At 64.7% G+C, this 26,561-nt stretch carries 20 protein-coding genes; 10 read left to right on the top strand and 10 right to left on the bottom strand.

The features are described 5' to 3' along the window. Positions 1-24 precede the first annotated feature (24 nt). From ISP20_RS08745 to ISP20_RS08720, 6 genes are read left to right on the top strand one after another with little or no spacing between them, the layout of a single operon-like run. Positions 25-1,155, top strand: coding sequence for a glycosyltransferase family 2 protein (locus ISP20_RS08745; protein WP_204635650.1), 1,131 nt, complete (start codon positions 25-27; stop codon positions 1,153-1,155). After that, the gene (locus ISP20_RS08740; protein ID WP_204635649.1) at positions 1,149-2,255 is read left to right on the top strand and encodes a polysaccharide deacetylase family protein; all 1,107 of its coding nucleotides are present in this window, start codon (positions 1,149-1,151) and stop codon (positions 2,253-2,255) included. The genes ISP20_RS08745 and ISP20_RS08740 overlap by 7 nt, the downstream gene beginning before the upstream one ends. Then, a complete protein-coding gene (locus ISP20_RS08735; protein ID WP_204635648.1) occupies positions 2,243-3,508 on the top strand; it encodes an O-antigen ligase family protein in 1,266 nt (421 codons plus the stop codon). Before ISP20_RS08740 ends, ISP20_RS08735 begins: the two co-directional genes overlap by 13 nt. Before the next feature lie 46 nt (positions 3,509-3,554). Beyond that, complete coding sequence (locus ISP20_RS08730) at positions 3,555-4,913, top strand: phenylacetate--CoA ligase family protein (RefSeq protein ID WP_204635647.1); 1,359 nt, start codon at positions 3,555-3,557, stop codon at positions 4,911-4,913. Continuing rightward, on the top strand, positions 4,910-6,031 hold the full coding sequence (locus ISP20_RS08725) for a glycosyltransferase (protein ID WP_204635646.1): 1,122 nt from the start codon (positions 4,910-4,912) through the stop codon (positions 6,029-6,031). Before ISP20_RS08730 ends, ISP20_RS08725 begins: the two co-directional genes overlap by 4 nt. Then, on the top strand, positions 6,022-7,203 hold the full coding sequence (locus tag ISP20_RS08720; protein ID WP_204635645.1) for a glycosyltransferase: 1,182 nt from the start codon (positions 6,022-6,024) through the stop codon (positions 7,201-7,203). The genes ISP20_RS08725 and ISP20_RS08720 overlap by 10 nt, the downstream gene beginning before the upstream one ends. A 1,364-nt stretch (positions 7,204-8,567) precedes the next feature. Here the strand turns inward: ISP20_RS08720 and ISP20_RS08715 are convergent. Continuing rightward, the gene (locus ISP20_RS08715) at positions 8,568-10,676 is read right to left on the bottom strand and encodes an NAD-dependent epimerase/dehydratase family protein (RefSeq protein ID WP_204635644.1); all 2,109 of its coding nucleotides are present in this window, start codon (positions 10,674-10,676) and stop codon (positions 8,568-8,570) included. Further along, on the bottom strand, positions 10,673-11,863 hold the full coding sequence (locus tag ISP20_RS08710) for a glycosyltransferase (protein WP_204635643.1): 1,191 nt from the start codon (positions 11,861-11,863) through the stop codon (positions 10,673-10,675). The genes ISP20_RS08715 and ISP20_RS08710 overlap by 4 nt, the downstream gene beginning before the upstream one ends. A gap of 455 nt (positions 11,864-12,318) precedes the next feature. Here ISP20_RS08710 and ISP20_RS08705 point away from each other — a divergent pair, with 455 nt between their 5' ends. The 4 genes from ISP20_RS08705 to ISP20_RS08690 all read left to right on the top strand — a co-directional run bounded on the left by ISP20_RS08705 (position 12,319) and on the right by ISP20_RS08690 (position 15,934). Further along, positions 12,319-12,930 (top strand): polysaccharide deacetylase family protein, encoded by a 612-nt coding sequence (locus ISP20_RS08705; RefSeq protein WP_239535447.1) that lies wholly within the window; start codon positions 12,319-12,321, stop codon positions 12,928-12,930. A gap of 63 nt (positions 12,931-12,993) precedes the next feature. After that, the gene (locus ISP20_RS08700; protein ID WP_204635642.1) at positions 12,994-14,235 is read left to right on the top strand and encodes a hypothetical protein; all 1,242 of its coding nucleotides are present in this window, start codon (positions 12,994-12,996) and stop codon (positions 14,233-14,235) included. Between the two features lie 5 nt (positions 14,236-14,240). Continuing rightward, on the top strand, positions 14,241-15,185 hold the full coding sequence (locus tag ISP20_RS08695; RefSeq protein WP_204635641.1) for a class I SAM-dependent methyltransferase: 945 nt from the start codon (positions 14,241-14,243) through the stop codon (positions 15,183-15,185). Continuing rightward, on the top strand, positions 15,182-15,934 hold the full coding sequence (locus ISP20_RS08690) for a glycosyltransferase family 2 protein (protein ID WP_204635640.1): 753 nt from the start codon (positions 15,182-15,184) through the stop codon (positions 15,932-15,934). Before ISP20_RS08695 ends, ISP20_RS08690 begins: the two co-directional genes overlap by 4 nt. A 937-nt stretch (positions 15,935-16,871) precedes the next feature. Here the strand turns inward: ISP20_RS08690 and ISP20_RS08685 are convergent. The 8 genes from ISP20_RS08685 to ISP20_RS08650 form a co-directional block, all read right to left on the bottom strand. Beyond that, a complete protein-coding gene (locus tag ISP20_RS08685) occupies positions 16,872-18,404 on the bottom strand; it encodes an oligosaccharide flippase family protein (RefSeq protein WP_204635639.1) in 1,533 nt (510 codons plus the stop codon). 54 nt (positions 18,405-18,458) lie between these two features. Then, positions 18,459-20,204 (bottom strand): AGE family epimerase/isomerase, encoded by a 1,746-nt coding sequence (locus ISP20_RS08680; protein ID WP_239535445.1) that lies wholly within the window; start codon positions 20,202-20,204, stop codon positions 18,459-18,461. Next, entirely contained in the window at positions 20,204-21,208 is a 1,005-nt protein-coding gene (gene galE, locus ISP20_RS08675; protein WP_204635638.1) for a UDP-glucose 4-epimerase GalE, read from the bottom strand. The genes ISP20_RS08680 and galE overlap by 1 nt, the downstream gene beginning before the upstream one ends. After that, the gene (locus ISP20_RS08670; protein WP_204635637.1) at positions 21,205-22,032 is read right to left on the bottom strand and encodes an alpha/beta hydrolase family protein; all 828 of its coding nucleotides are present in this window, start codon (positions 22,030-22,032) and stop codon (positions 21,205-21,207) included. The genes galE and ISP20_RS08670 overlap by 4 nt, the downstream gene beginning before the upstream one ends. Further along, positions 22,032-22,808: a serine aminopeptidase domain-containing protein gene (locus tag ISP20_RS08665; protein ID WP_204635636.1), complete on the bottom strand. Its 777-nt coding sequence runs from the start codon at positions 22,806-22,808 to the stop codon at positions 22,032-22,034. The genes ISP20_RS08670 and ISP20_RS08665 overlap by 1 nt, the downstream gene beginning before the upstream one ends. Next, entirely contained in the window at positions 22,805-24,151 is a 1,347-nt protein-coding gene (locus tag ISP20_RS08660; RefSeq protein ID WP_204635635.1) for an outer membrane beta-barrel protein, read from the bottom strand. Before ISP20_RS08660 ends, ISP20_RS08665 begins: the two co-directional genes overlap by 4 nt. 69 nt (positions 24,152-24,220) lie before the next feature. Beyond that, a complete protein-coding gene (locus ISP20_RS08655; RefSeq protein WP_239535443.1) occupies positions 24,221-25,000 on the bottom strand; it encodes a P-loop NTPase family protein in 780 nt (259 codons plus the stop codon). A gap of 2 nt (positions 25,001-25,002) precedes the next feature. After that, entirely contained in the window at positions 25,003-26,535 is a 1,533-nt protein-coding gene (locus tag ISP20_RS08650; protein WP_239535441.1) for an XrtA system polysaccharide chain length determinant, read from the bottom strand. Positions 26,536-26,561: the final 26 nt, after the last annotated feature.

Raw genomic sequence — 26,561 nt, 5'->3', positions numbered from 1 at the left:
CATATCGGTGACGGGGGAACCGACATGACGACGCTCGCGATCCTGGTATGCAGGGCCAGCTTCTGGCTGCTGCTGTACATCTTCGTCGGCTACCCGCTGATCATGTGGCTGTGGGGCAAGTTGATGCATCGGCCGGTGCGCAAGCAGCCGATCCTGCCCACGGTATCGATCATCATCGTGGTGCGCGACGGCGTGCGCCACATCCGCGCCAAGCTGAAGAACCTGCGCGCGCTGGACTATCCGGCCGAATACATCGAGATCATCGTGGCCTGCGACGGCTGCACGGATCGCACCGCCGCCCTGGTACGCCATGCGCACGACGCTCGCGTGCGGTTGCTGGAGTTCCCCGTCTCGCGGGGCAAGGCGCTGTGCCTCAACGATGCGGTCGCCACCGCACGCGGCGAAGTGCTGTTGATGACCGACGTGCAGCACAAGCTTTCGCCACTCGCGCTGCGCGAGCTGGTGGGCAATCTCGGCGATCCGCGCGTGGGCGCGGTCAGCGGCAGCCTGGAACTGGAGAACGTGGGCAGCACCTTCGCGCATGGCGTGAACGCGTACTGGCGCTACGACAAGTTCATCCGGCATCAGGAAAGCCGCTGCGGCTCCACCATCGGCGCCTGTGCCGCGCTGTATGCCGTACGCAGCGAATTGTTCAAGCCGCTGCCGCCGGACACCCTGCTGGACGACGTGCTGATACCGATGGACGTCGCCGCCAGCGGACGCCGCGTGGTGTTCGAACCGCGCGCGGTGGTGTGGGGCGAAACCGCACAGGCCCCGCTGGACGAGCAACCGCGCCGCATGCGCGCGATGGTGGGCTGCCTGCAGCTGATGGACGTGGCGCCGTGGCTGCTTTCGCCTTCGCGCAACCGGCTGTGGCTCCAGTTCATCAGCCACAAGCTGTTGCGCCTGCTGGCGCCATGGCTGCTGCTGGCCATGCTGCTGTCGACGGCCTATCTCGCCCGCTACCACATGGCCTATGGCGCGCTGCTCGTACTGCTGCTGTTGTGCATCGGACTGGTGCCGTTCGAACGCCTGCGTCCGCGGGCGGGTCGATGGCTTCCGGTGCAGCTGGTGGTGACGTTTTTCTATCTCAATCTTTATGCCGCGCAGGCGTCCATCGCCTACGCCCGCAGCCGAGGTGAACATCTATGGTAAGCCCGACATCGCACGAAGCGAAGAGCACCGGCATACGCGAACGGCTGGGTGAGCTTTGCTACAACACCGGCCTGTTGAACCCGCTGCAGAAAATGCGCGCGTGGTGGCAGAAGGATTTGCGCATCCTGGCCTATCACCGCGTGATGCCGGTGCCGGACCCGGAGCGCTACCCGTTCGACATGGAGCTGATCAGCACCTCGCCGGAGGAATTCCGCGAGCAGATGCTGCTGGTGAAGGAACGCTATCGTCCGATGCGCCTCACCGACGTGGCCGCCGCCATCAATGCGGGACAAGCGCTGCCGCCGGATGCCGTGGTGATCACCTTCGACGACGGCTACGACGACAACTACCGCATCGTCTATCCGATCCTGAAGGAGCTGGGCGTACCGGCAACCTTCTTCATTTCCACCGGCCACATCGACAGCGGGCGCCCCTACGCCTACGACTGGCTGGTGCACATGATCCTGCTGACCAACGCGAATCGGCTGGAACTGCCCGAATTGAACATGGACGAGCCCATGCCGGCCACGCGCGCCGAGCGCCGCGCGCTGGCCATCCGCGTGCTGGGCAACATGAAGGAGATCAGCGCGCTGACCCAGGCGGCGATGATCCGCCGCCTGGAAACGGCATGGAACATGCCCTCCGATCACGCCTACCCAGCCGACTGCCGCCCGATGAACTGGGACCAGTTGCGCGAGATGCGCGCCGCCGGCCTGGAAATCGGTTCGCATGGCGTGAATCACTGGATGCTGTCCAAGCTGCCGCGCGAGGAACTCGAACGCGAGGTGTACGATTCGCGCAACGCGCTGCTGCGCGAACTCGGGCCGATGGCCTTGCTGATGTCCTACCCGGTGGGCAGCAACCGCGCGTTCGACCGGGAAGTGATCGAAGTGACCCGCGATGCGGGCTTCGACCTGGCCTGCAGCTACATCAGCGGCACCAACCTGCAGCCGGCCAGCAACCGCTACTCGCTCTATCGCATTGCGGTGGAGCGCTATTACGGCAAGGCCTGGTTCGCCGCATTGCTGGCCCTGCCCGGCCTGATCGGTTATCCGACGCCCGCCCATCTCGCTTATACCGATACCTCATGTTCCCACTGATCCTCCTCTACGTCGTCCTGACCATCGTCAGGCCGCAGGAATACATCACCGCGCTGATCGGCCTGCCGATCCTGCCGGTGGTGCTGGTGCTGGCGTTCGCCGCGTGGCTGGCGTCCGGCACGCGGGTGCCGCGCGCACCGCAATTCCTGATCCTGCCCGCCTTCTTCATCGTGCTGATGTTGTCGGAAGTGGCCAACGGCTGGCTCGGCGGCGTCAAGGAAGAAATGGGCAAGTTCGGCCCCATCGTGCTGATGTTCTTCATGATCGCCACCGCGTGCACCACCCAGCGGCGCATCCTCACCCTGATGGCGGTGATGGTGATGTGCGCCACCGTGCTCGCCCTGCACGGTATCGACCAGCGGCATGGCGGCATCGGCTGGACCGGCATTCCCGTTGGCGAGGACGGACGCATCCAGTACGTGGGCATCTTCAACGATCCGAACGATCTCGGCATGTTGTTCGTGTCCGTGTTCCCCATGGCCAGTCTGTTGTACAAACGCGCGGGCTTGATCGGCCGGCTGTTCTGGCTGGCCTGCATCCTCACCCTGCTCTATGGCGTGTATCTGACCAACTCGCGCGGCGCCATGCTGGGCGTGCTGGTCGTCATCGGCGCGTACATCTGGTACCGGCGCGGCATGGTGGTGGCCGGCATCCTCGGGGTGGTGGGCCTGGCGGCGATGAAGCTGGTCTCCTCGCGCATGCAGGAACTCGATGCCGGCGAGGAATCGGCAAGCGGCCGCGTGGATGCCTGGTACGAAGGCCTGCAGATGTTCAAGTCGCATCCGCTGTTCGGCGTCGGTCCTGGCAATTTCACCGACTACAACCAGCTCACTGCGCACAACTCGTTCGTACTGGTGCTGGCCGAAACGGGCTTCGTGGGTTACGTGCTGTGGCTTGCGCTGATCGGCTACAGCTTCTGGATGACGGCGGCCGTGCTGCGCCTGAAGCCGGATGCCGCCGCGGAACCCGAGCGCTTCGCGGCGTGGAGCGCCGAACGACCGCTGGCGCTGACCCTGCTGCTGTCGCTGTGCGGCATGTTTGTCTGCGCGTTCTTCCTCAGCCGCAGCTACATGATCGTGCTCTACGTGGTGCTGGCGATCGTCACCGGCTTCTATCTGGGCGCACGCCAGCGCGTGGACGGCCTGCCCGCCTTCAGCATGAGCGAGAGCGGCGGGCGCTGGATTCCCGCGGCCATCGGCAGCATCGCCGGCTTGTTCGTGCTGGTGACGATCCTGTTGAGGACCACCGGATGACCACACCTCGACCCACGCTCTTGCAGCGCCTGACGGAGTATTCGCCATGAGTGGATGGTACGAGCAGGCTTTTCGCCGCGTGCTCTATCCTGCTTACGAGAGCGGCCTTCGACGCCGCAGCACGCTATCCTGGCTGGCGTCCTACGAGCGCGACCAGTGGTATTCGCCCGAGGCCATTGCCGCGCTGCAATTCCAGCGCCTGAAGGCGCTGATCGAGCACAGCTATCGCGAGGTGCCTTATTACCGTCGCCGCTGGCGCGAACTGGGCATCCAGCCCGAAGACATCCGCAACCTGGACGACTACGCGCGGCTGCCCGTGTTGACCAAGGCCGACATCCGCGAGAACTTCGCCGACCTGCAGGCCTCGTCGTGGCAGGGCCGCCTGTTGTTCAAGCGCACCGGCGGTTCCACCGGCGAGCCGCTGGAACTGGGCTACACGCGCGAAAGCTACGATCGCCGCATCGCCGTGATGTGGCGCGGCTACGGCTGGGCCGGCGCACGCCCGGGGCGGCGCACGCTGTATCTGTGGGCCGGCACGGTCGGCACACCGGGACGTGCGCACCAGCTCAAGGACAATCTCTACAACGCGCTGTTCGCGCGCCGCGTGCTCAACAGCTTCGAGATGACCGAGTCGAACCTGGCCGCCTACGCCGACGCCATCGACCAATACCGTCCGTCCATCATCGTGGGCTACGTGAACCCGCTGGCCCAGCTGGCCAAGTGGATGGTGGAAACCGGCCGCAAGGTGCATCGCCCGGACAGCGTGATTGGTGCCGCCGAGGCGCTGCATCCGCACCAGCGCGAGATCATCCATCAGGCGTTCGGCAGCCCCGTCTTCAATACCTACGGCTGCCGCGAATTCATGCTGATTGCCTCCGAGTGCGGGCATCACCACGGCCTGCACGTGAATGCCGATCACCTGGTGGTCGAGCTGCTGGGCGCCGAGCGCAAGCCGGTCGCGGACGGTCCCGGCGAAGTCGCCGTCACCGATCTCTCCAACTACGGCATGCCGTTCATCCGCTACGTCAACGGCGACCTCGCCTCCGCCTCGAGCTCGCACGACTGTCCCTGCGGTCGCGGCCTGCCCTTGCTCGAACGCATCGACGGACGCGTGCTCGATGCCATCCGCACGCCGGATGGCCGCATCCTGCCTGGCGAATTCTTTCCGCACATGCTCAAGGACGTGCCGGGGCTGCTGCGCTTCCAGCTGGTGCAACGGCAGCTCGACCGGCTGGAACTGTCCATCGTGCGTGGCGACGCCTTCGACGACGCCTCCATCGCATACATCCAGTGCGAAACCGCCAAGGTGCTTGGCGACAGCGTGGCGCTGGACTACCGCTTCGTCGACGAGATCCCGCTCACGCGCAGCGGCAAGCGGCGCGTCACGCTGTCGGAGCTGGCATGAACATCACGCACGTGGTGGAAAATCTCAACCGCGGCGGCCTGGAACGCATGGTGCTCGACCTGGTGCAGCTGCAACAGCGGCAAGGCCATCAATGCCAGGTCGTGTGCCTGTACGAGACCGGTTCGCTGGCGCACGAGCTGGATGTCGTCGGCATACCGGTAGTGGCTTGTCATAAGGGACGCGGCATCGATCTTCGCGCACTCGCCCGCGCGCGCTGGGCCATCGACCGCCACGACACCGATGTGCTCCACACACACAACGCGATGGCCCACTATCAAGCCGTGCTCGCCTCATGCGGCCTGGATGTGCTGCGCATCCTCAATACCCGCCATGGCATGGGCGCAGGCCAGCATACCGGCCGCAAGGAATGGCTCTACCGTCGCGCGCTGTCGCGCACGGACCTCGTGGTCACGGTATGCGAGGCAGCGAAGCGCAATGGCCTGTCGCGCGGGCTGCTTCCACAGGCGACGACGCGGGTGGTGCCCAACGGCATTGCAGTGGACCGCTTCGCCCCCGCCTCCGCCCCAATGCGCCAGCGCCTGCTGCAGATGCTGGGGCTGGATGAACGCGCCTTCCTCGTCGGCAACGTGGGCCGCTTGAACTGGACCAAGGATCAGGCCGGCTTGATCCGCGCGTTCGGCCAGCTGCACCGGCAGCATCCGCACGCCGTGCTGCTCTTGATCGGCGACGGCGAACTGCGCGCCGATCTGGAACGCTGCGCCGAACAGGAAGGCGTGCTCGGGGCCGTGCGTTTCCTGGGCGATCGCAACGACGTGCGCGAGCTGCTGCAGGGACTGGACCTGTTCGTACTATCCTCGGCCAGCGAGGGTTACTCGATGGCATTGCTGGAAGCCTGCGCGGTGGCGCTGCCGATCATCGCCACCGACGTGGGCGGCAACGGCGAAATCGTGCAGAGCGGACGCACGGGACAACTCGTGCCGGCCGGCGACCCCGACGCGTTGGCCGAAGCCATGCTGTTGCTGTTGCGCGAACCGCTGCGCGCTTCCGCCTATGGCCGGGCCGCGCGCGACTGGGTGGAAAAGCATGGCTCGCTGGAAGCCATGGCCGATCGTTACGAACGCCTTTATCAGGCCATGGAGTATGCATCGTGCGACTGAAGGTGCTCGTGCTGACCAACCTGTTCCCGTCGCCGTGGGACCCGCTGCGCAGTCCGTTCAATCGCCAGCAGTTCGAGCGACTGGGCAAACACCACGACGTGGATGTGATCACCGCCGTGGATTTCCGCGAACGTTTCGGTCGCAAGCGCGCTCCGTTCTCGGTGAAAAACGTGAACGCCGAGCAGTTCGTGTTCTTCTACCCGCCGCTGCTCGGCCGTTCGCTGCACGCCGCCTGCTGGCTGGTCTCCCTGCTGAGCCAGAAACTGCGCCGCCTGCGCCGCGCGCACTACGACTGCCTGCTGCTGAGCTGGGGTTATCCCGATGCCGCCGCCGCGAGCTGGCTGGCACGTCACCTGGGCATTCCCTATGTGGTCAAGGTGCACGGCAGCGATCTCAACGTGAAGGCCGAACAAGCCCTGATTCGCCCGCAGATTCGACATGCATTGCGCGGTGCACAGGGCGTGGTGGCGGTGAGCCAGGCACTCGCCGACAAGGCGGTAGCGATGGGCGTCGATCCGGCGCGCGTGCACGTGCTCTACAACGGCGTCGAACCGAACCTGTTCACACCCGGCCCGCTCAGCGATGCACGCACCAAACTCGCGCTGCCGCAGGACGAACGCATCCTGCTCTACGTAGGCAACCTCAAGGACACCAAGGGCTGCCTCGACCTGCTCGAAGCCTTCCCGCGCGTGCTGGCCACGCATCCCGACGCAAACCTGCTGTTCGTCGGCTCGGGCCCAGCGCGTGAAGCACTCCTTCAACGCGCCGCCGCGCTGGGCTGCGCGGCGCGCGTGCGATTGGTGGGCGCCGTCGAACACTTCGCCCTCGGCGACTGGTTCCGCGCCGCGGATCTGCTCTGCCTGCCCAGCCACAACGAGGGCGTACCCAACGTGGTACTCGAAGCGATGGCCTGCGGCACACCCGTAGTCGCGACACGCGTGGGCGGCATCCCCGAAGTGCTGCCCGAACATGCGGGCATCCTGGTGGACGCTCACGACCGCATCGGCCTCGAGGGCGCTCTCGTCGACGCGCTCGGCAAACCTTGGGATTCTGGCCGTATTGCGGCGCATGCCAGCCGTTTTCGCTGGGACGAGAACATCCAGCAGCTGGGCGATATTTTGCAGGCGGCGGCGATGAGTCGGATGGGGCGGGTGAATTATTCGGCGTCGTGAGTGGGGGAGCGTTCGCACTTTGCTCTTTTTGGGTTCGTTATCCTGGCGTCGACCGGGCGTTCCCGCGACCGGGCCGCTTACGCAGCGGGCGTTTCGACTGCCTGCCGGCAGCCGAGTCACTTTTCTTTGCTGGCCCACGCATGCGCAGGAGCGCATGCGAACGGCGAAGCCGGCCCGAAGGGCAGAGGGCAGGATGCCCGGAGTAAAGAAAAGTAACCCAAAGAAATGGCCTTTAAAGCTGGCAGCATCGTGTTGAATCCAAGCACGAACGGTTGAGGCGCGTCCCACCGGATCTCCATGGGAGGGTACCCCAGGGGTACTTCAATGCGCTGCGCAACGCGCCCGAATCGCTGAGGACTTAAAGCGGAGGCCCGCTTCGCATCGCCCTTGGCTTGTCTTCGCGATGCACCCCACTTCTCCCCGCCGGGGAGAGGGCCGGGGTGAGGGGCGGGTGCTCGCGGAAACGTCTGGTTTTTTCTGTGGGAGCGCACCCTGTGCGCGATAGTCACGCATGGATGTACCGCTCCGTCGGCTTGTCGCGCACAAGTGCGCTCCCACAGTAGCCCTGCAGCTCTCGCTCTTAGCTCCGGCTCTTGGCTCTTGGCTCTTGGCTCTTGGCTCTTGGCTCTTGGCTCTTGGCTCTTGGCTCTTGGCTCTTGGCTCTTGGCTCTTGGCTCTTGGCTCTTGGCTCTTGGCTCTTGGCTCTTGGCTCTTGGCTCTTTGCTCTTGGCNCCGGGGAGAGGGCCGGGGTGAGGGGCGGGTGCTCGCGGGAACCTGTGTGCTTTCTGTGGGAGCGCACTTGTGCGCGACAGCCACGCATGGATGTACCGCTCCGTCGGCTTGTCGCGCACAAGTGCGCTCCCACAGTAGCCCCGCAGCTCTCGCTCTTAGCTCCGGCTCTTGGCTCTTGGCTCTTGGCTCTTGGCTCTTGGCTCTTGGCTCTTGGCTCTTGGCTCTTGGCTCTTGGCTCTTGGCTCTCAGGGGTCCCCGTATGACGCGGCGGGTGGGTGGAGGATCAGCCCGCAGGGTGGCCGGCATGGATGCCGGCCAGTTTTTCGCCAGGGCAGGATGCCCTGTCGAAAAACCCCGCAACCCACCCGCGCACCTGGAGGGCGAAGCCCGGAAGGCGCGTCATCCGGGGGGCCCTTCTCTTTGGTTACTTTCTCTTGGGCAAGCAAGAGAAAGTGACCCGGCCTCCGGCAGGAGGACGGAAGCCCGCGGCAGGCGATCAAGCTGGCGTCAACGCGACAACCAATCACCGAGGCTCTGGATGACCAGCCATTCGGCTGTTGAGAAGCGCCTCCGGCCTGCGCCGGGATGACGAGCAAAAAAATCGCAGAACCAATGGGCGAAATAAACGCCCCCTACTTATCCGACACCGGCACCACTACCCCACCCTCAGCCCCCACCACCTCATCCCCAAACATCACATCCATCCCCCGCCTCAACCCCACACGCGGTTCCCACCCCAACACTTCCCTCGCCACCCGCTGATCGAAATTCGCCAACGGCCGCAACGACCTCACGCGATAACGCGTCAACGGCACCGCACAGTGCAACACCTTGCCAAGCCCCTCCACACCCACCGCCAGCGTGAGCAACAACCAGGTCGGCCAGCGCATCAGCCGCAATCCCTTGCCCCGCTTGCGACGCACGCGCTCGAGATATTCGCCCTGCGTCACGATAGCCGGATCGACCACGTGCACCAGCTGCCCCTGCGCCGCCGGTGCATGCGCGGCGAGCAACAGGGCGTCGACCACGTCGTCCACGTAAACCAACGGCAGTGTTTGCGACGGCGAGCCCACCGCGATCCAGCGACCGGCAATGGCCAGCGTGCCATTCGGCGTGGTGTTCTCCGATCCCGGCCCGATGATCTGGCCCGGCCGAAGGATCACGGCCGGAAGGCCATGCTCACGAACCGCATCGCGGACCAGCATCTCGGCGGTCAGCTTGGTCTGCGTATAACTGCCGCGCCAATCCGGATGCGGCTCCAGCGCCGAACCTTCGTGGATGGCGATGGCCGGATCGCGTCCCGCATGATCGAGCACGCTCATCGAGCTGACATACACCAGCTTCTGCGTCGCGTGCCGCAGGCAGGCATTGACGATATTGCGGGTACCCCAAACGGTGCCCGCCTCGAAATCGCGCGGACCGCCACCCATCGCCGCACCGACATGAAAGACTGTCCCGGCGCCCTGTACCGCATGCTCCACGATGCGCGGATCGCCAAGATCGCCCACGACGACCTGATCGGCCAACGCAGCCAGCCGCGGATCGGGCCGACGCACCAGCACGCGCACACGCTGACCATTGCGCCTCAACGCGCCCAGCAACGCCCGGCCGAGAAAACCCGATGCACCCGTTACCAACGCGTCGACCGGCGCCAGCGTCTCGTAGCGCGCTTCCAGTTCCTGCTTTCGCTCTTCATCGGCGCGACGGCAGGCAGCTTCCATCAGGGCGATGGGACGCCGCCCATCTTCGGCGCTCACCGGCGGCGCCTTGCCATCGCGCAGGGCCTGCGCAAACGCTTGTGCGCCGGCCTGGATGCCAGGCGAGGATTTCAACCGTCCCGTGGCAAAACGCAGCACGTTCCAGGGAATCCGGAACACATCGCGCACGGCATCGAAGAACGCGCCCAGCACGATGCCGATGAACTTGGGACCGGGCAGCACGCGGCGTACATGGCATACCTGCAGGAAGCGATCGATCTCGATCACCCCGCGCGTGCCCTGCACCACGATGCGGTTGAGCATCGGCCGGATATTCCACGAAAGCATCACCCGACCGGTGCCGCTCGCGCACTCCGCCGTGGCGTGCCACTCGTCGAACTTCAGCGTGCTGGATTTTCCCGTCGAGCGATAACGGATATCGAGCTGTCCGATGTTCCCGAGAAACGCTTCCAACGTATACAAACCATGCACGCCCAGGTCCCGGAACGGGTAAGACCCCTGCGCCACCATACCCGGCAGCGGGCCGCCGCCGTAGGCCGGATAGTCGGAGCTTCGCCACACGTCGACGGCGACCAGGTCGCCGCAGGCGCCCGAAGCCACCAGCTCCCTCGCGCGCATCACCATCGGATCGAACAGGTCCGAATGATCGACCGACAGCACCAATCCCTTCTCGTGCGCCTTCGCGATCATCGCGTCGCACTCGGCCACCGAATCGGCCATCGGCTTTTCCACGAACACGTGGCAACCCATATCGAGCGCGCGCAAGGTCAGCGCGCAGTGACTGGACGGCGGCGTGAGCACGTAGATGGCATGCGGGCGGCAGTCGGCCAGTTCGGCCAGGTCCGATACCACGCACTCGATGCCGAAGGTCTGCGCCAGTTTGCCGGCGGCCTCGCGATCGAGATCGCAGATGCCAACGACCTGCACGTAGTCGAGCCGCTTCAGCGCCTCGATGTGGTAACGCGCGACGTAGCCGGCACCCACGATGCCGATGCGCAGGCGTTGATCGACAGAAGCATTCATCCAGGTATCCGTTGGTCAGCAAGCGTCATGTCCACCGTGGCGAGCGAGGTGGCGACTTCGCGCAACACCTCCTCCACACGGCGATCCCAGGTTTGATCGGCCACCGCAGCCATGCGCTCGGCGGCACCCTTGTGCGGTCCATCGGCCAGCACTTGTTCCAGGCCGGCCAGGAAATCCTCGCGGCCATCGGCAATGCGCACCACGCTGGCGAAGCGGGCTATTTCCGGATTGCCCACGGCCACCACGGGTTTTCCCGTGGCGAGGTATTCGCGCAGCTTCAGCGGATTGGCGTTTTCCACTTGCCGGTTGCGGCGATACGGAATGATCGCCGCATCGAACGACTTGGCCCACGCCGGCAGGCTGCCATAGGGTTGTGCGCCCGCCAGTACCACGTTCGGCAACGCCTCGAGTTCGGGCACCTTGATGGCGGCATAGCCCACCAGCAGGAACGTCCACTCGGGGCGAGAGCGGGCCAGCCAGGCGATCAGTTCCACGTCGATCCACTCATGGATGGAACCGAAGTAACCAATCACCGGACCGGGCAGATTCCGCGCGAGCTCGGGGACTTTCGTCGCCGGATCGGAGGCGCGCGCGAACAGCTGGGCATCCACGCCGTGCGGTGAGAAACGGGTCTGCGGATTCTGCGCCTGCTTGGTCGCCAGCAGCGCCGGGGGCGCCACGAACACGATATCCGCGCGCTGCGTCAGGGCAAGATCGCTGGCCGCGATGACTTCCGCATCCACACCGGGATGTGCGGCGTAGTCGTCGATGCAGTAGTAGACACAGAAGCTTTCACCCAGCCGGCGCGCGAGGAACCCCGGGTGCGGAGTGACGAACCATGAAATGCGTTGGCGCGTGCCCAGCACGCGCATGGCCCGGCGCAGCGCCCACTGGCTGAACAGGCGGTTGAACAGCGGCACGCCCGGTATGCGCCGGAACGGCAGCTGCGGCACGGTGCAATGCCAGAAATTGGTATCCACGCGCTGCGGCGCGCGCAGTGCCTCGCGCAACTTGCGGAACGCCCGGCGCAGGTCGCGGCCGCTGGCCTGCGGCGCCCGCATGCCCGGCGAATCCACGTAGAGCACCGGCATATGCGCGGCCAACCGGGTGGCCACGTGATGGCTGCTGGTGCGGTTCTCGGCAAACCAGTCGTTGCCGAAATAGACGACGCCGTAACGCTCTAGCATGCCCCCTCCCGCGCGAGGGGTGGGCGTGTAACCAGCATGACCTGTCCCCTGTACACGTTGATCAGCAGAAGCAGAGACGGCGCGCGAACCATGCGGCGCCGCCGGGTCTTTCGGACATGGGTTCGGCCCGATGTCGACAACACGAGCCTAGCGCAATGCCCCAGGTGCTCCCATAAGTCGAATTGCCAAGGCCGATGCCGAAAAAGCGCTGATTTGCGCTGTTTTCACGCAGTGCCGCAACGGCGGCGAAGGGTCCATCGGCCGTTCGCCATAGCCTTTCGGTCGCATGCCCCATTGACTATGTGCCCAATGGATATCGAGGCCACTTGGCGACACAGTGGTCACCAGCGGAGGCCTGCCTCCGCCATCGACCTGCCTCCGGGAAAACTCTCGAAGGCCGGCCCTTTCACATCCTTTCCGTGCGAACTGTCGTGATGACTCTCCGACCGAAAAAGATGCAATTGCTGCAATGGATGCCACATGCCGTGGTGTTCACGCGTGCGCCCAATCTGGACCAGGCGCTGTACCTCACCTTCGACGACGGGCCCAACCCGGACCACACGCCCGCGTTGCTCGAGCTGCTGGGCAGGCACGGGGCCAAGGCCACCTTCTTCCTGATCGGTCGCGAGGCGGAGCGCTATCCGCAACTGGTGGAACGGATCGTCGAAGAGGGCCACTCGCTCGGCAACCACTCCTATAGCCACCCGATGTTCGATGCGCTCACGCACACCGAGCAATGGGTGGAAGTGGAACGCACCGACCAGGTGCTCTCCCATTTCGACGGACGCAGCCACCACGGGTTTCGGCCGCCGCGCGGCGTGTTCTCGCTGCTGCTGACGCTGCGTTTCGCCTTCAGCCGCCGCAAGCTGGCCTACTGGTCATACGACACGCTCGATTACCAGAAACGCGAGCCCGACGAACTGACCGAACGCCTGCGCGCGGCACCGCCTCGCGCTGGGGACGTGATGTTGATGCACGACGACAGCGACTGCTCACGCCGCATGCTCGAAAAGCTGCTGCCCGAGTGGAAGCAGCGCGGTTTCACTTTTCGCGCGCTGCCTGCATGACGCAAGACAACGCAGCACGCAGCCCTCAGCCAGGGCAGCGCGGCCGCTGACAGGGGATCTGCAATGAACCAATTCTTGGGCGTGGCAGGGCTGGCACTGATCATCCTCGTGGCGGCGTTCTGCGTCGTGGCATGGCTGGCCATCCGCTCGCGCAACATGCAGGTGTGGCTGGGCAGCTATCTGCGGCGGCGCCCGCGTGCCGCGGTCAAGGGGCCGACGCACATCATGTTCTGCTTCGTCGATCACTACGAGCCGGCATGGGGTCGTGTGGATCTCGAGACCCAGCGCCGCCGCGTCGATCGCTGGCACACAGGTTACCCGGCCATGGCCTCGCGCCACCGCGACGCCGACGGCAGGCCGCCGCAGCACACCTTCTTCTATCCCGAAGAGGAATACCTGCCCGAGCACCTGGACAAGATCGCCGGGCTTTGCGCGCAGGGCTATGGCGAGATCGAAATCCACCTGCACCACGACAACGACACGCCCGAGAATTTCTGCGCCACCATCTCGCGCTTCAACGAACTGCTGCACGCGCGCCACGGCGCGCTGTCGCGCGACCCGCAAACCGGCCAGCTGCGCTTCGGCTTCATCCACGGCAACTGGTCGCTGGACAACTCGCGCGCGGATGGCCGCTGGTGCGGTCTCAACAACGAGCTGATCCTGTTGCGCGAACTCGGCTGCTACGCCGACTTCACCCTGCCCTCCGCCCCCAGCGAAACGCAGACGCGTACGATCAATGCGATCTACTACGCCACCGACGATCCCTGCTGTCCCAAGTCGCACAACACCGGCACGCCGGTGAAAGTCGGCGGTACGGCCAGCGGCGACCTGATGATCGTGCAGGGCCCGCTGGGGCTGGACTGGAAGCGCCGTCGCAAGCTGATCATGCCGCGCATCGAGAACTCGGATGTCCGCCACAGCTGCCCGCCCACGCCGGAACGCGTCGACGCCTGGGTGCGCACGGGCATCCACGTGGAAGGCCGGCCGGACTGGATCTTCATCAAGATCCACACGCACGGCACGCAGGAGCGCGACATGGACACGCTGCTCGGCGACCCGATGCACGCCATGCACGACCATCTCGAAACGACCTACAACGACGGGCAGCGCCACGTGCTGCACTACGTCACCTCACGCGAGATGTACAACATCATCAAGGCCGCGGAAGCCGGGATGCAGGGCAATCCCGCGCGCTACCGCGACTTCGAACTTCCCCCTCCGCCCGGCGTCGCCCGATGGACGTCGCCGGCGTTGTCGCCCGACCGCGCTACCGAAGCCGTCGCGGATATCCCCGGCATGGAGTAAATGCGATGCATTGGCGAGCCAAAGGCGTGTTGCAGAAAGTGCTGGGCCACGTGCCCGGCGGCGAGGAAGCGCACTACGTGCTTCAGCGTCGATTCGGCGGCTTGCGCGGTTTCACCCGCGAATTCGACATCAAGATGGACGACTGGCGCCTGATGGCTGGGCATCTGCACAAGGCCGGTGTTCCCATCGCGGGAGCCCGCCTGTTCGAGATCGGCAGCGGCTGGTATCCCACCTTCCCGTTTGCCTGCTACCTGGGTGGCGCCAGGCAGGTCATCACGGTCGACCTGAATCGACATATCAAACCTGACCTGGTGAGGGAATGTGCGGGCAATCTCGGACGCCATACGGCGCTGATTGCCGAGGCTTGCGGCATTCCCGAAGATGAGGTTCGCCAACGGCAGCAGCAATTGGTCGAGCGCCTGCAGCGGAACGACGATGTCGCCGCTGCCACCGATGGCGTGGTGGTCTACGACGCCCCGGCCGATGCCTCGCGCACCAGCATTCCCGCGCACGAGCTCGATTGCGTCTTTTCCAACAGCGTGCTCGAGCATGTGAATCCCGAGGCAGTGGACGAGATCTTCCGCGAGGCCATGCGCATCCTGGCGCCAGGCGGCATCATGTTCCACTCGGTGAACTGCGGCGATCACTACGCCTATGTCGACAGCAAGATCAACCAGCTCAACTACCTGAGGTATTCCGATCGCGAGTGGCGACGCTGGGACAACGCCTTCCTGTATCAGAACCGGATGCGCGCCTATGAGTTCGTGGATCGCGCGACGGCCGTGGGTTTCGACATCGTGCTCAACACCGAGTGCGCCCGTGAGAAACGACTGGCCGAGCTGGCCGCGATGCCGGTGCATCCGCAGTTCGCGCATATTCCGCCCGAGCGGCTGTGCGTGACCTCGATCGATTTCATCGGCCGCAAGCGCCCCGCCGAGGTATCGCCATGACATCCGCCCTGGTCAGCGTGGTGATGCCTGCCTACAACGCGGAGAAGTACATCCGGGGCGCGGTGGCCTCGGTGCTGTCCCAGACCTATGCGTCGTGGGAACTGGTGATCGTGGACGACTGCTCCACCGACGAGACGCCGGTGCTGCTCGACTCGCTGGCCGATGTCGACGACCGCGTACGCGTGATTCACGCCAGGGAAAACGGCGGCGTGGCGGCCGCACGCAATGCGGCCATCGCCGCGGCCCGTGGCAGCCACATCGCGTTTCTCGACAGCGACGATGGCTGGCATCCGCGCAAGCTCGAATGGCAGATGGAACACATGGAAGAGACGCGCGCCCGCGTTTCCTACACCTCGTACGACCGCGTCAACGAGCGCGGCCACCTGCTTTCGTCCGTGCGCCCGCCGGCCACCGTCAGCTACGCCCAGATGCTCCGCAGCAACCACATCGGCAACCTCACCGGCCTCTACGACCGCAGCCTGGGCGATGCCGCTTTCCGCGCTGTCGGCCACGAAGACTACGTGTTCTGGCTGGAAATGGTCCGCCGCGCCGGCTCCGCCTCCTGCGTCCCCGGCGACCAGCCGCTGGCGTACTACTGCGTCCGCGAAGGCTCCGTCTCCGCCGACAAATGGCGCGCCGCCTGCTGGCAATGGCGCATCTACCGCGACATCGCCCAACTCAGCTGGCTCTCTTCCTCGCAGCACATGTGTCATTACGCGTGGGAAGCGATGAGGAAGAGGATGGCGTAGGGTCCACAGTTCTGCACAGCAGAAAAGAGCAGAAGCACAATTAAAGTCTGTCGCGAGCACCCGCCCCTCACCCCAACCCTCTCCCGGATGTGACAGGGTTGGGGTGAGGGGCCAACCTAGCCTCATCGTGTGGGCGTGCCACTTTTTGCTCGTCATTCCTGCGAAGGCAGGAGGCGCTTTTCAACAGCCGAATGGCTGGTCATCCAGTGACTTTGCGCTTCGGTTGTCGCCCTGCCGCGACCTGGCTCGCCTGCCGCGGGCTTCCGTCCTCCTGCCGGAGGCCGGGTCACTTTCTCTTGCTTGCCCAAGAGAAAGTAACCAAAGAGAAGGGCCCCCGGATGACGCGCCTTCCGGGCCTTTGGCCCTCCAGGTGCGCGGGTGGGCTACGGGGTTTTTCGACAGGGCATCCTGCCCTGGCGAAAAACTGGCCGGCATCCATGCCGGCCACCCTGCGGGCTGATCCTTCACCCACCCGCCGCGTCATACGGGGACCCCCAAAAGCCAAGAGCAAATAGCCAAGCTCGGCTTGGCGATGCTTTCGCGAGCACCCGCCCCTCACCCCGGCCCTCTCCCCGGCGGGGGAGGGAGAAGTGGGATGCATCGCGAAGACAAGCCAAGGGCGATGCGAAGCGAGCCTCCGCTTTAAGTCCTCAGCGATTCGGGCGCGTTGCGCAGCGCATTGAAGCACCCCTGGGGTAGCCTCCCATGGAGATCCGGTGGGACGCGCCGCGAGCGTTCGCGCTTGGATTCAACACGATGCTGCCAGCTCTTGAGGCCATTCTCTTTGGGTTACTTTTCTCTTGGGCCAGCAAGAGAAAAGTGACTCGGCTGCCGGCAGGCAGTCGAAACGCCCGCTGCGTAAGCGGCCCGATCGCGGTACCGCGGCACCAAACACGAGGCTCGGGATCCCGGCATTCGCCAGGATGAGGAGCCAAAATCAAGGCGCCCGCGCCACCGGCCCCTGCAACACCGCCAACACCCTCTTCGCCACGCGCCCCACCGGCCCCAACTTATCCGTAATCATCCCCATCAACCGGAAGTCTTCTTCACTCCAATAGCGAACCAGGAAACTCGCCGGCAAGAACACCGCAACAAACGCCACCGCCCCCGTGATGAAAGCGAAATGCCCTGGCGTGACTTCCGCCACCAGCCAACCCGCACCCGTCGCCACCAGGCCCACCACCAGCAGCCGCATCATCATCCCCACCGGCAACCCCGCACTCGCCACGCGACGGATATAGAACGTGCAGATCGCCAGCTCCGCCAACCGCGTGCCGGCATAACAGAGCACCGCGCCCAGCAAGCCAAAATGCGGGATCAGGCTGAAACCCAGCACCACGTTGATGATCAACGCCGCCGCAGAAATGCGCAGGCGATCGCCCTGGCGATCCGTCACCACCTGGAACGCCGCGATGCTGTTGGTGATCAGCAACAACCCCGCCAGCACCAGCGTCACCTCGATCGCCGGGATCGCATCCACATACTTGTTGCCATACATCAGCGTGACCAGGCCTGGCGTGGTGACGAAACCCAGGCCGGCGATCATCAGGCCCGTGGCCCAGTAGAAGCGCGTCGCCTCCGACAGCACCCGTGTCGCCTGCGAATGTCCGCGCTGCCCGAAAGCCCGCGCCATATAGGGCAGCAGCGTGGTGGTCAGGCCCACAGAAAACAGCTCCACCGCGCCGCGTGTGAGCGTCCCCGCGATGGCGAAGAAGCCCACCGCCGTGGAGTTGGCGTAGGTGTTGAGCAGGAACACTTCGATGGTGTTCGTCTTCAGCGCAATCAGCAGGACCAGCACCGCCGTGAGGCGCAGGTGGCGCGTCATGCGCATGGACATCTCCGCTGGCACTGCACCGACTTCGAACGGCAGGCAGTAGTGCCGATAAGCCAGGCGATTGATCAGGTTCAGCGTGAGGCAGGAGATGGCGAAGATGCCGACGAAGGTGAGCAGTCCCCCGCGAAACCAGGTAGCCAGCCCCACCAGCGCGAGCATGATCACGCCCGAGATCACCGTGGCGATCGACACCGGCTCGAAACGTTCCTGCCCTTTCGATATCGCCACCAACAGGCTGTAGTTCGCCTTGGCGACCACGCCGATGGCCACCAGCACCGAAATGGGCACGATGAAGCCCGCCCATTCCTGCGGCTGGACGATGGCCACGCCAGCGAAGAACAGCGCGATGACGACCGCACAGCTCCACAACTGGATGCGCATCAAGCGCTGGGAAATATGCGAGGCAACCTCGGGCTGATCCGCGCCGTAGGCTTCGGCGATGAACTTGGTCGACGAGGTGGTCAGGGCGTGGTTGCTGCACACCATCAGCCAGCCGCACAACCACACCGTGAAAGCGTAACGACCAAAGTCAGCCGGACCCAGCGCGCGGGCAATCCACACGCTGATGAACAGGCCCAGCGCGTATTCCACATAGGTGGAAACCGACACCAGCGCCATGCTCCGAAGTGCTGCCATCCGACGATTCATCTACACCTGCCCCTGTTCATACCCTTGCATGTCACATCAACGCTACGGTGAAGGATGCGCCGCCAACGGCGACATCGATCCGCTTCCCGGCGGTTGCTGCAGCAGCCACATCGCCACGCCGCTGCCACGGTTGTTCCAGTTGAAGCGGCGCAATGTTTCGCCGATCTGCGCGCATTCGGTGTTGTACGACGATGACAGCGCTTCCAGGCGCCGCTTCAACGCATCGCTTTGCTTGGCATCGCGTTCGAAGTAGTAGGCTGCCGCCACCGGCATCACCAGTTCCACGTTGTGTGCATCGCTGTACCAGCCGTCCGAATCCTCGATATCGGCCAGCTTGCTGCGCGGGACCTTGGACGAGGCCCAGTACCAGGCGATCTGTCCGTTGTCGCCTGAGCAGGGGTTGCGCCACTCATGTCCCTGCACGATGGTGTTCACGTCGATCCAGCCGTAGCGCTCCATGTAGCGCCCGAACGCCGTGATCATCTCCGGAATGCGACGGTCGCCCGTCACCAGCCAGGTATGCCACAGGCCGTCGATGATGTTCTCGCTCATCCATGGCGAGGATCCGCGCACGTCGTGATCGGGATGCCAGGCATCGTCCTCATGGAGGTTCCAGCTGTTGCGCCACGAGCCGTCGTCGCCGAGCTTGTCGGGATTGCTGCGCTGGTGGTCGTACAGCCAGCCCACCCGCTCGCGGGCATAGCCCAGATAGCGGGCGTCTCCGGTCAGTTCGTACGCATTGATGGTGGCCAGCAAGCCGAGGCCGGCCAGCCGCTCGGTGAAACGTTCGCCCGGGCCGGTGTACGGGCCGGGCGTACCGCTCCAGCCGCCGTGCTGCCAGAGCGTGACCATCTTGTCGACGGTCTCGGCGTCGTGCTCGCTGTCGTCACCCGTGAGCGCCAGCGCCAGCAGGATGGGTTCGACGTAGACGTACTTCACGTCGCACGGTTCCTTGCCATACGTCCAGCCACCGCCACAGAACGGACTGAACGGCAGTCCATCCCGTTTGATGTACTTCATGTAGAAGTGATAGCTCTGATCGGCGGCCTGCAGGTAATCGAAACGGCCGGTGCGCACATAAGCCTTGAACAAGGCGGTCGGACGATCGAACAGCCATGCCGTGTGATCTTCCACCGGCAACTTCCTGGCCCATTCGAACTGGGTCGATACGTAGTTCGCATAGGCTTCGCCCTTGACGGCAGGCGTCTGCGGGCCGGCGATCAGCGATGCGCACAACCAGGTGGGCTCCAGCGTGGCCAAGGCCGCGGCGACGCGCACGCCATGGGCGTCGGCCACCAGTTCCTGCACATACGGCCAGCCCGGCGCGTCGCGCGTGCGCGGCTTGCCGATCGAGAAGTAATAGGTGCCCTCGCCCTTCACCAGCTGCGCATGAAACTGCATGCGCACCGCCCGGATGCTGCGATCGCGCGCATACCAGAGCAGCGTAACGTCGGCATGCGACGGCACCTCGTTGCCGGCCGCATCCAGGATGCGCAGCTGATGGACGTCATGCAGGGCGGACGGCGGAAACGGGATACCCACCGACACGCGCACATCGGTCGCGTCGCCGACGTTCTGATGCACCACGATCCGCTGCTCGGCGGCGCTATCCGCCGGCGCCCGCACCGCGGTTGCGCCGGGAACCTTCGATGACGCCGACCGGCCCGACGGCGTGGCCGACCAGCACGCCACCGGCAGCAACAGCAGCATCAACCACAGCACCACGAAGACATCGCCTCGGCATGCCCGCACGGAGCCCGGACCTGCCGCTGGAACCATCCACTTCATCACGCCACCGACGATAGCGGCACGCGCTTGCTCACCATCTTGCGTTCCCACAGCAAGGCCGTGCGCACGATGAAATCCAGATCGTCGTACTGCGGCTGCCAGTCCAGCACCTGTTTGAGGCGATCGCTGCAGGCGATAAGCATGCCCAGGTCGCCCTCGCGCCGTGGCAGCTCCACGATATTCAGCGGATGCCCGCCCACGCGGGCCACCGAATCGAGCACCTCGCGCACGCTGTAGCCGTGGCCGTAGCCGCAATTGAGCTTGAGCGAGGTGCCACCCTCGCGCAGATGATCGAGTGCGCGCAGGTGCGCCGTGGCCAGGTCTTCCACATGGATGTAGTCGCGGATGCCGGTGCCGTCGGGCGTGTTGTAGTCCGTGCCGTAGATGGCCAGGGACTCGCGTTTGCCCACCGCGTGCTCGCACGCCGCCTTGATCAACAGCGTAGCCGAGGGCGCCGAATGGCCGATGCGTCCCTTCGGATCGCAACCGGCCACATTGAAATAGCGCAGGATCACATGACGCATCGCGCCGGTCGCACAGTGGTCGCACAGCATCATCTCCGACATCAGCTTGGAGCGGCCATACGGGTTGGCGGGCTGGGTGGGCGTGTCCTCATCCGCCACGCCGTGCGCGGTCAGGCCATACACTGCGGCGGTGGACGAGAAGATGAACTTGCTCACGCCCGCTTCCGCGCAGGCAGCGAGCAGGTTGCGCGTATTGCAGGTGTTGTTGCCGTAGTACTTGAGCGGATCGCTCACCGACTCGGGCACCACCGTGTGCGCGGCAAAATGCATCACCGCGTCGATGCCATGGTGCTGAAGCACCGACGCCACCAGTGCGGTATCGCCAACGTTACCCACCACCAGCTCGGCGCCCTGCACCGCTTCGCGATAGCCCGAGCTGAGGTTGTCGATGACCACCACATACTCGCCACGCGAGGTCAGCTGCTGTACGACATGGCTTCCGATATAACCGGCGCCGCCGGTGACGAGTACCTTGTTCATGCTGACGACCCTGTTCGGGTGATGGGAAAGTGGTGACCCATCCACTGCGCCACATGGTCGAGCAGGCGCTGGCGGTCACCGCTGAGGACGTAGGTGTGGTCCGCTTCCTTGAAGTAACTGACGCTCACGCAGGGGTGATCGGCAAGACGCCCGAAGCACTCGCGGAACTGGCGCACGTGGTTGAAATAGCGCGCCACGCCCCCGCTGTAGATGAAGTCGAGCTTGAGTCCGCGATGGAGCATCTCGGCCAGTTGCGCGCGCACGATCTTCGGCGGCAACGGTTCCACCTCGAACGCGGGCTCGGCGGGACGTGCCGCCACGGGCGTGCGGCGGCGGGCGAAACGCTGGCGCCACACCGAAAGGCTCAACAGGCGCGGCAGGTAATGGCGCACCCGCTGACCGAGCGTGCGATGGCCATAGCCATCGAGAAAGAACGCACCCGCCACGCGTTGATCGACATAAGCCGTGGAATGCGCGTTCTGCGCACCGGAGCACAAGCCGAACAGCACAAAGCGCGTGCAGCCCGATTGCTGCTTCAACAGCTCCATCGCATCGCGCACATCGGCGAGTACCTGCTCGGGCCGCGACAGCCGCTGCCCGCTGGCGCCGCTGTCGCCGATGGTGGATTGATCGAAGCGCAGCGTGGGGTAACCCAGGCTGTTGAGCCGCCGCGCCAGCTCCACGTGCAGGCGGAACGGCCCCACCCGATACACCATGCCGGCATTCAACAGAATCATGCCCACGCCGTGCTCGATGACGGGAGGCAAACCCACCACGCCGACCAGATGCCGCGCGGCGCCAAAGCGGAAAGCCTGCTCATGCATCACGCCATCTCCTTCAGGTGGCGGCGGGCCGCCTCGAGCAGCGGATGCGAAAGGATCGCCAGCTCCAGGCCATTGACGTCGTCCCAGCGCGGCGCCACATCGACGCCAACCTGCCTGCTCGCGTAGGGCTCGCCCAGGCGCGAGGCCTCATCGGGCGACGAGGACGTGAGCCATGCCGAGGCGATGCCCGGATCGAGCAGGCGCAACTCCAGCAACTGCGAACGCAGGCGTTCGCTGGTCTCGAAGCCGGGCCACTGCGTACTCACGTCGAGATCCGGCCGGGCCACCTCGAAGCGGTTCAAGTCGACCTTGAGCGATGCCTCCATGCTGTCGTACTGCCGTACCAGCGCTGCGCCATCGGTGATCGCATCCCACGCCACCACGCCATCGAGCCGCGCCGTCTGTGCGGCGGCCAGCGCCGCGTTGGCACCCAGTCGCGCACCAAACGCGAGCAAGCGACCGCCGCCATGGCGAAGACGCAGTTCGGCCGCCGCCGTCGCCACGTCGGCCAGGCAACGCGGCCACTCGAACGCATGGCTGTCCCCGGCCGAATCGCCGGTACCGAAATAGTCGAAGCGCAACACGGGCAGACCGCTCTCCGCCAGGCTGTGCGCCAACTGGCGATACAGCCGATGGCAGCGGATCTGCTCGACGCCGAACGGAGGACACAGCAACACCGCCGTACCCGTGACCGCGGCAGCCGGATGATAGAAGCCGAACAGCTCCTTTCCCGGACCGAAGTAGAACGGCAGCTCGGCTTCGATGCGCGCTTTCATCGCTGATACACCATGGAGAACAGGATCTCGTTCTCGTGGTAGCTCTGCTGGATCGCGGTACTGTTGCGTATCTGCCGGGTATAGGCGGCGCGCCAGCTCCAGTGCTTGGTGAACTCGTGGCTGAGCGCCAAACCGAAGCGCGTCGTCTTGTCCGTGCGATCGATGTTGGTGTAATCGAGATGCTGGTAGTTGCCGAAGGCGGTGAGATAGTAGGTCGGCCGCAACCGGTATTCGATACTGACCGCGCCGCTCTTTTCCTTCTGGTTGAACGTGGTGTCGTTCAGATAGGACAACTTTCGGTACAGCGGCTGCACCGTGACCGACAAGCGATCGCCGCGATAGCTGTAGGTCGCTTCCAGGCTCTGATCCAGGTAGACGTCCGAATCGACCACCATGGTGCCGGTGTTGATGCCGCCCCGGGTCGGATCGTTGATCAGGTCCAGCGGGTTGGCCGACACGTTGGTCATGCTGTCGACGATGGTCTGGCCGGGCTGCAACAGCATGTCCTGCGCCGCGTCCGAGAACTCGTAACGCCCGGTCAGGCTGAAGCTGTTGTCGACACTGGCACGCCAGCCCAAGGTGACGTTCGCCATCGGCTTGGACGCACTCGGCGCATGGGTGAAGTCGATGTAGGCCCAACCCAGCGAAGCATCCACGTCGAAATCGCGCAGCGTATGCACGTAGTGCACGTAGAACTCGTTGCGGGTGTAATCCGGACCCGCATCGTTGTTCTTCAGGTCGACGCGCTGAGACTCCACGTTCAACGATACCTGGGTGGTCGGGCTCACATCGCGGATTACCCGGAAAGCCCCCAGCCCGCGAGAGGAATCGAAATCGTCCACCTTCGATGCGTAGCTGTTGAGGTACTTCAGCTCCGCCTGTCCGCGCGTGGCTTCGTTGAACTGGAAGTGCAGCACGGGCCCCAGCGCAATCACGTTGGTCTGCTGCTGGTTCTCGGGCGAGTTGCTGGCCAGCGAATCCACCGGCTGCACGCCCGCGTCGTCCTCGATGGTGAAGTCCAGCCGCTGCGGGATCACCGTCCAGTTCGCCTGCGCGCCCAGCGTGCCCAGCACCTGGCTGTCGAAGTTCTTGTTGCTGTAGTCGAGGTATTCCACCGTGCCGAGCACGTTTGCCTGGAACGTGGAACCCAGTTGCCGATAGGCGAAGTTGACACCGGGCACATACACATTGGTGCTTTGCGGATCGTCCGTGGACAACGCAATGTTGTCGCTGTGCTCCACGCTGCCGAACACCGAATACGCGAAGTCACCTGCCCAGGCACTGCCAGGCACGACGACGAGCGCGATCATGGTGGCGCGAGCGAGCCTGTTGTAAGCCGGCATATCCTTTCCTCTGACCGTTTCCCTCGAGGTACCGCCCCACCCTGTGACGGCACCTCCTCCCCTAACTGTCTAGGGCGCTTGGTTGAACACCACTCCTGCGAGCTTGCTCGGCTCGAAATGACTCAGTGCCTGGCTGATAGCGCCCGGCGTGTCCTTTCCGTAGCCAGCCACCACCACCACGAAATCGGCCAGGTCGGCCAGGATGCGCGCATCCGGCGCCCCCTTGATCGAAGGACCGTCGAGGAAGATGTAACGATCGGCGTAGCGCGACCGCAGCGAGTCGATCACCGCGCGCATGCGATGCGAGGTGAAGTACTCGCTGCTGCTCTCGCGCGACTTGCCGGCGGGAATCAAGCGCAGGTGCGGCACGCCGGTGTGGTAGATGATCGATTCGATGCCGATGGCCGGATGGTCCATCAGGTCGATCAGCCCGCCTCGCGCCGGTTCGATGCCCATCACCTTGTGCTGGTTCGGGTAGCGCACGTTGCAGTCGATCAGCAGGCTGGTCTTGGCTTCGTCGAAGGCGAATGCCGCGGCCAGGTTGCGCGCCACGAAGCTGCTGCCCGAGCCGGGGCTCACGGCCACCACCAGGGTCACGAAATTGTGGTTGCCACCCATCGCCAGCAGGCGCGTGCGGATCTCGCGGAAGGCATCGGATTGTTGCCGCACCGATTCCTCGCGATGGATCATCCGCCGCTGCTCGAGCTGGATCGGCGCAAGCGCCCCACCGGCTTCATGCATGCGCGCGATCGACTGGCTCGAGGTCTTGCGCAGTTCCAGATTGTGCGCGGCGGCTTCCAGCACTTCGCTGATGCGTTCGGACATGTTGTCGTCTTCCAGGTTTTTCATGGTCATCCCTTCAGCCGAATCCAGACGGCAATGAGATAGACAGCGCCCACCCCGATCACGATCAAGCCCACGATCGTGTTGCGCATGCGATCGCGACGGCGATCGCCCGGCGTCGGGTAGAACGGAATCGAGGCGAGTACCGGCGTGCCGATGGCCTGCTCCAGCTGCCATACCGAACGCACGCGCGGGTCGAACCACACCAGCGCAACCAGCAGGCCCAGCGGCAGCGCCAGGGAAAGGCCCATGCCGGCCAGACCGAAATGCAGGAAGCGCAAGCCCGTGGGCGAAAGCGGCATCACCGCCGGGTTCTGCACCAGGAAGTTCAGGCCACGCTGCTCGGCGTCGAGATTCATCGACACGCGTGCGTTCTCGCGGCGCTTGAGCAGATCCTGGTAGACGTCGCGGTTGACGTTGTAATCGCGGGTCAGCTCGGCAGTGACGTTCTCCGAATTGGCGATGCGTGCACTACGCTGCAACTCCGCCTGCAACATCGATTCGCTCGCGCCCATGCGGGCCGCCGCCGAAGCACTCGCTGCACGGGCCGTGGCCAGCTGCGTCTTGATCTGCTGGTAGGCCGGGTTGAACATCACGTTGCTATCCAGCGCGGTAGGCGTGCCGGCCTGCTGGCGTTGGTCGGCGACAGCGAGCTGTTTTTTCAGATCGTCGATCTGATGACGGATGCGCACCACGTCCGGATAGGAGTCGGTATAGGTCAACTGCAACTTGTTGAGCTGCGCCTGCAGTTCCCCCAGTTGCGCCTGCAGCACGCCATTGGCGGTCTGCACCGTGTTCACTTCCGATTCGCCGTTGAGTTGCGAGGCCAGCGAGCCCTCCATCGAACGGCGCTCCATCATGTCCATCCGCGCCGATTCGATCTGCGTGCGCAACTGGCTGATGCGCGCCGCGGTATCGGCCTCGCTGCCGGGACGTGCATCCGCGTTGGCGTCGCGATACGCCTTCAGCTTGTCCTCGGCATCGGTCAGCTTGGCGCGATAGGCCTCGACCTGGCTGTTGATGAACTCGTAGGCCTCGCGGCTCTCGCGCTGCTTCGAGGTCAGGCTTTCGCTGATGAACAGCTGGGCGAACGCACGCGCCACTTCGAACGTGCGCTTGGCGTTGTTGTCGCTGTAGGCGATAGTGATCAGGTTGTCGCGTGTGATCTGTACCTGCGTGCGCGACTTGATCGCCTCGGCCAGACGGTCCTGTTCCACCGGCGAAGGATTGGTGGCCATCCAACCGCCCGCTTCGAGGATCTTTGCCATCACCTTGCGGCTGAAGATCACGTCGCGTGCCATGTTGGCGCGATTCTTGTTCGCCGTCGGCGCGGCGGCGCCTTCCATCAACGGCGTGATGATGCTGCTTTCCTGCGCAAGAATCGTCGTCGAAGCGACGTACTTGCGTGGCCAGAGCATGCCGGCCGTCAGTGCGGCCAGTGCGATCAAGGCAAACGCGATACCCAGCATGAGGCGGCGTCGGCGCGCCTCGTTGATCAGTGCCGGCACAAGGCTTGCCATCGGCCTGAGTTCTCCACTCATGGCGACGTCCTCCCTTCCCCTGAGAG

The sequence above is a fragment of the Dyella kyungheensis genome (assembly GCF_016905005.1).
Taxonomy (GTDB): Bacteria; Pseudomonadota; Gammaproteobacteria; order Xanthomonadales; family Rhodanobacteraceae; genus Dyella; species Dyella kyungheensis.
Note: the sequence above shows the minus strand (reverse complement) of the source record. Positions and strands in the feature narration are given on the sequence as shown.